A 5006-nucleotide genomic window follows, 5' to 3' on the forward strand; every position below is an offset into this window, starting at 1 on the left:
CGCCATAGAGCGCCAGGGCGGCGAGCAGCACACCCCAGGTGATGTGCTGCTGCAGAGCGGCGGGCGCGATGTCGCTCAGGCTGAGCACGGCCATGACGTTGACCACGCTGAGGCCCAGCGCCGCGAAGCGACCGGCCAGACCGAACAGCAACAGCACCGGCAGCACCAGCTCACCCGCTGTGCCCATGACCGCTGCCACTTCGGGCGACAGCAGGGGCACTTTGTATTCCTCGGTGAACAGCAGCAGCGTGGTGTCCCAGTCGCGGATCTTGGTCAGGCCCGAGAGGAAAAACACCTGGGCGATGTGGGCGCGCGCCACCAGCGCGGCCAGCGGGCGGGCGCCGTCGAGGGCGGCGGTGAAGGTTCGCCAGACGGTGAGACCGCTGTGCAGCAAGGGGGTGATCATGGGGTGGTCTCCGTGGGGGTGTTGGGGAGTGAATGGGCCAGGCTGTGCACGCCGATGGCCAAGCCATCGGTCACGGCGGCGGTGAGCCAGGTGGAGAAATCGAATGTCTCGGCCGGATCTGTGTCAGCGCAGGCCACATCGAGCGCCTGCGGCAGATCGGCACCACTCAGCAGGGCTTGCACCAGGGCCGCGGCGGTCGGCGAGATGCCCGCGATGCGCGGGCGCAGGCCCTGGCGCCACACCAGCACGCATTCGCCCTGGCCATCGCGCAGGCGCTTCGCGGCATCGGCGAGGCTGGGCGTTTCGTGCAGGTGCGCGGTGATCAGGCTGGCCACGGGGTAGGGGCTGGCGACCACGGCGGTGCCGGGTGCGAGGGTGAGCGCCAGGCCCTGCGGGTCTTCCTGCCCCAGGCGCGCGAAGCTGGGCAGATCGGGTTGGGCATCGGGTGCGCCTGCGGCGCGGTGCAGCGCCCATTCGGCGTGTGCCACATCGCTCAGGTAGGGCGCATCGGCCAGCTGTTCGTTGATCTGCAGAAAGCCGGGCAGGGCGTCGCCCCAGTGCGCCAGATCGCCGCACTGTGGGGGATGGCTGTGCCACAGGTCGCGCGCCAGCAGCGCGAAGTTGTCAGCGCCGATGAGTGCGGCAACCACCGGATAGGCCGCGAGCAGTGAGCGCTCGGCCAGCGCGTGACCGTTGGTTTTGTAGGCGGCGAGGCCACGCGCTGCTTGCGTGCTGCGTGCATTGAGCAGGCTCCGCAGTTGCGTCTCAGCGGTGTCGGCGTCCGCTGTGCCGGGCCGCACAAACAGCGCCTGCAACAGGGCTTGCTGCTGGTGCACCAGCGACAACGAAGACGGCGTGTTCATGCGGCCAGCTCCAGCGGTGCCAGTGCCTGCTGGGCCACGGAACGCGCGCGTGCTGCCTCGTCGAGCAACACACCCAGCTCGGGCACGTCGGTGTCCCACTCGATCAGCGTCGGCACCGCGCCAAAACGCTGCACCGCGTGGCGGTAGAGCGCCCAGACGGCATCCACCACGCGGCTGCCGTGGTCGTCGATCACGATGTCGCCGCAGTGCACATGGCCGGCCAGGTGCATCTCGGCCACATGGGCGGGGGCGATGGCGTCGAGCCAGTGCCGGCAGTGGTCCAGCGGGTCTCCCGTCTCGCCGCGCAGCTGCGCGTTGAGCGCGTTCACATAGATGTTGTTCACGTCCACCAGCAGCCGGCAGCCGGTTCGCTGGGCGAGCGTGTTCAGAAAAGCCGGCTCGTCCATCTCGGCACCCGCCCATTGCACATAGGCCGAGAGGTTCTCCACGGCGATGGGGCGGCGCAGGCGGTCTTGCACTCGGTTCACGTTGGCGCACATGGCGTCGAGCGCAACGTGGTTCAGGGGCACGGGCAGCAGGTCGGCCGCGTGGGCGCTGGGGCCACGCGCGAAGCTGGCATGGTCGCTCACGCGCACGGGGTCGATGGTGCTCACCAGTTGGGCCAATTGGTCGAGGTGCCAGTCGTCGACGCCGACGGCCGAGCCCAGCGACAGGCCCACGCCGTGCAGGCTGACGGGGTAACGCTCGCGGCCTTCACGCAGCACCGCGAGCGCGGCGCCACCGGGTGCGAAGAAGTTCTCGGAATGGACTTCGATGAAGTCGAGGGCGGGCTGCTGCTCCAGAAGCGCCGCGTAATGGGGATGCCGCCAACCGATGCCCAGCTCGGGCGCTGCGGGAGTGTGCCCGTGAGCGGGGGCGGTCATGGTGGCGGACTTTTTCAAGCGAGAAACGCGGTGCAGATCAGGACTTCTTCATGCCCATCTTGGCTTCTTCCATGCTCATGCCGTTCATGGTCTTGCAGGTGCCGGCGGCGACGTACTTCCACTCATCCTTGCCCATGTCGACCTTGGACTGGCCGGCGCAGGAGTGCGAGCCCGAGAGGTTGGCGCAGTCATTCTGGCCGGCCTTGGCGATGCCGAAGCATTTTTCCTTGGCGGCGTTCTGCGCCATCACGGGCGAGGACAGCAGGGCGAGCGACATCAGCGAGGTGGCGGCGGCGGCGATCATGGTGCGTTGGTTCATTTCAATGGCTCCTGTTGAGGTGGGTTGAAACCGTCGGTCTGCGAGGGCAGCGCCTGGCGGTTAGAGGTGAGTCTGGCGAGTGGCATTCTTCTTACAGCGGCAGTGAAAATTTTTTGATCGTGGTCACAGCAGTTCGGCGATGCGATCCCAGGCCTCGGCCGGGATGCGTCCCCGGTAGGTCTCGACCAGCTTCCCGGTCTTGTCGATCAGGCGGGCGCCGGGCAGCTGTTCTGGCCGGCCCATGGTGTCGCGGAAATCGGCGTCGCCGGCCCAGACCGACGGGAAGCGCTGAACGACCGGAACGGTCTGCGCGACCAGCCGTTCGTGGTCGATCCAGTCCTGTCGCCTGGGGTCCATGTTCACGCCGATCAGTGTGAAAGCCTGGCTGTGCCAGCCCATCAGGTTGGCGCGCAGTTCGCGCATCTTGTCGCGGCACACCGCACAACCGGTAGACCAATACAACACCAGCACCACGCGGTTGCGGTGGTCCGCGAGTTGGATCCGTTGTCCGCTGAAGTTGGTTCCTTCCAGTGCGGGCGTCGGTGCGACCGTGGTGGGTGAATCGGTCCCGGCGGCAAAGGCCTTCAGTGGGGTGATCGCGGTTATCAGCGCCAGCGTCAGCCACTGGCGGCGGTCGGCAAGGGGTGTGTTGGGGACAGGGTGCATGGGGCTTCTCCTTCTGCGGTTTGGTCCGGCGCTGAGCGCATTTCTTACACTCGGCACCCATCCGACCGCTTTCTCATGCCCGCCGCACACCCCACCGCCTTTGAAACCGAACTGGTCGCGCAGCGCAGCTACCTCATGCGCTTTGCGCGCCTGCAGCTGCGCAACGACGCCTGGGCCGAAGACGCCGTGTCAGAAACGCTGCTGGCCGCGTTGGCCAAGCCGCTGGCGTTCGAAGCGCGCTCGCAGCTCAAGACCTGGCTCGTCGGCATCCTCAAACACAAGATCATCGACGCGATACGCCAGCGCCAGCGTGAGGTGGCGCTGGACAGTGGCTCGGACGACGACAACGCCGACCCGCTGGAGCACATGGCCTTCAAGGCCGACGGCCACTTTGCGGAGAAGCCGGCCGACTGGGGCAACCCGGAGCAGGAACTGAAGAGCCGCCAGTTCATGGCGGTGATGGACGCCTGCACCCAGAAACTGCCGCCGGTGCAAGGGCGGCTGTTCCTCATGCGCGAGTGGCTGGAAATGTCGAGCGAAGACATCTGTAAGGAACTGGCGCTGACGCCGACCAATCTCTACGTCCAGCTGCACCGCGCCCGCCTGCGCCTGCGCGAATGCCTGGAACTCCACTGGTTCGCTGCCCGATGAACACCGTGATGAACAAACTGCCCCTCATGCGTTCCTGCAAGGAAGTGACCGCCTTGCTCATCGCCCGGGAAGACCGCGAGCTGCCGCTGACCGAGCAGCTGGCGCTGCGCATGCACATGGCCCTCTGCAAGGCCTGCCCGGTGTTTGAGCGCCAGGTGTTGACCATGCGCAACGCGATGAAGCAGTGGCGACACTACGGCGCCGACGACGAATAGGGCGCACCCCTTGGGCCTCAACTCAACAGGGCCTGCGCGAATTCCTTCGCATCGAAGGTCTCCAGGTCTTCCAGCTTTTCACCAACACCGATGAAGTAGATCGGCACGGGCCTCTCGCGTGCAATCGCGCAGATCACGCCGCCCTTGGCGGTGCCGTCGAGTTTGGTGATGATCAGGCCAGTCAGGCCCAGCGCTTCGTCAAACGACTTCACCTGCATCAACGCGTTCTGCCCGGTGTTGCCGTCAATCACCAACAGCACCTCGTGAGGGCTGGACGCATCGGCCTTCTGCACCACGCGCTTGATCTTCTTCAGCTCTTCCATCAGGTGCAGTTGCGTCGGCAGTCGGCCGGCCGTGTCCACCAACACCACGTCCTTGCCGCGTGCCTTGCCCGCGCTCACGGCGTCGAAGCTCACCGCAGCCGGGTCGCCGCCCTCTTGCGTGATGATCTCCACCGTGTTGCGGTCGGCCCAGACCGCGAGCTGCTCGCGCGCCGCGGCGCGGAAGGTGTCGGCCGCAGCCAGCAGCACGGTGGCGCCCTCGTTGGCCAAGTGCCGCGTGAGCTTGCCGATGGAGGTGGTCTTGCCCGCGCCGTTCACGCCTGCGACCATGATCACGGTGGGTTTGTGCTCGCCGATCACCAGCCGCTTTTGCAGTGGCGTGAGCAGGTGGGCAATGGCTTCGGCCAGCAGGCCTTTCACAGCGGCCGGGTCGGTGGTCTTGCTCTCTTTCACGCGGCGCTTCAGGTCGGCCAGCAAGTGTTCGGTGGCCTTGACGCCGGTGTCGGCCATCAGCAGCGCGGTCTCCAGCTCTTCGTAGAGCGCGTCGTCGATCTGCGTGCCAGTGAAAACGGTGGCGATGCTGGAGCCGGTCTTGCGCAGGCCGGCCTTGAGCTTGTCGAGCCAGCCCTTGCGCGTCACGGTGACCGGTTCGGTGGCTGCGGGTGCTGCCACCGGGATGGCGACGGGGGCCGCCGGCGCAGCGGCGGGGGCTGCCATGGGG

8 protein-coding genes are annotated in these 5006 nt (G+C 66.8%); 2 read left to right on the top strand and 6 right to left on the bottom strand.

Annotated elements, in window-relative coordinates; genetic code table 11:
* The 5 genes from B0E41_RS00235 to B0E41_RS00255 all read right to left on the bottom strand — a co-directional run.
* Positions 1-406, bottom strand: a 406-nt coding sequence (locus B0E41_RS00235; protein ID WP_077327438.1) for a DoxX family protein, incomplete at its 3' end; no start/stop codon positions are given.
* Positions 403-1269, bottom strand: a complete 867-nt coding sequence (locus tag B0E41_RS00240; RefSeq protein ID WP_077327421.1) for a DNA-binding domain-containing protein — start codon at positions 1267-1269, stop codon at positions 403-405. The genes B0E41_RS00235 and B0E41_RS00240, both read right to left, overlap by 4 nt.
* The gene (locus B0E41_RS00245; protein WP_077327423.1) at positions 1266-2153 is read right to left on the bottom strand and encodes a DUF692 domain-containing protein; all 888 of its coding nucleotides are present in this window, start codon (positions 2151-2153) and stop codon (positions 1266-1268) included. Before B0E41_RS00245 ends, B0E41_RS00240 begins: the two co-directional genes overlap by 4 nt.
* A 37-nt stretch (positions 2154-2190) precedes the next feature.
* Entirely contained in the window at positions 2191-2472 is a 282-nt protein-coding gene (locus B0E41_RS00250; protein WP_077327426.1) for a DUF2282 domain-containing protein, read from the bottom strand.
* Between the two features lie 123 nt (positions 2473-2595).
* Positions 2596-3138 (bottom strand): redoxin domain-containing protein, encoded by a 543-nt coding sequence (locus B0E41_RS00255; protein WP_077327429.1) that lies wholly within the window; start codon positions 3136-3138, stop codon positions 2596-2598.
* 75 nt (positions 3139-3213) lie between these two features.
* Here B0E41_RS00255 and B0E41_RS00260 point away from each other — a divergent pair, with 75 nt between their 5' ends.
* Both B0E41_RS00260 and B0E41_RS00265 read left to right on the top strand, forming a co-directional pair.
* Positions 3214-3789 carry a sigma-70 family RNA polymerase sigma factor gene (locus B0E41_RS00260; RefSeq protein ID WP_077327432.1) on the top strand — a complete coding sequence of 192 codons (576 nt, stop codon included), beginning with the start codon at positions 3214-3216 and terminating at the stop codon, positions 3787-3789.
* Between the two features lie 8 nt (positions 3790-3797).
* Positions 3798-4004 carry a zf-HC2 domain-containing protein gene (locus B0E41_RS00265; protein WP_077327441.1) on the top strand — a complete coding sequence of 69 codons (207 nt, stop codon included), beginning with the start codon at positions 3798-3800 and terminating at the stop codon, positions 4002-4004.
* A gap of 17 nt (positions 4005-4021) precedes the next feature.
* Here B0E41_RS00265 and ftsY read toward each other — a convergent pair whose 3' ends face one another.
* Positions 4022-5002 (bottom strand): signal recognition particle-docking protein FtsY, encoded by a 981-nt coding sequence (ftsY, locus tag B0E41_RS00270; RefSeq protein ID WP_077327435.1) that lies wholly within the window; start codon positions 5000-5002, stop codon positions 4022-4024.
* Between the last annotated feature and the right edge of the window lie 4 nt (positions 5003-5006).

Source organism: Hydrogenophaga sp. A37 (assembly GCF_002001205.1).
In the GTDB taxonomy this organism is placed as follows: Bacteria; Pseudomonadota; Gammaproteobacteria; order Burkholderiales; family Burkholderiaceae_C; genus Hydrogenophaga.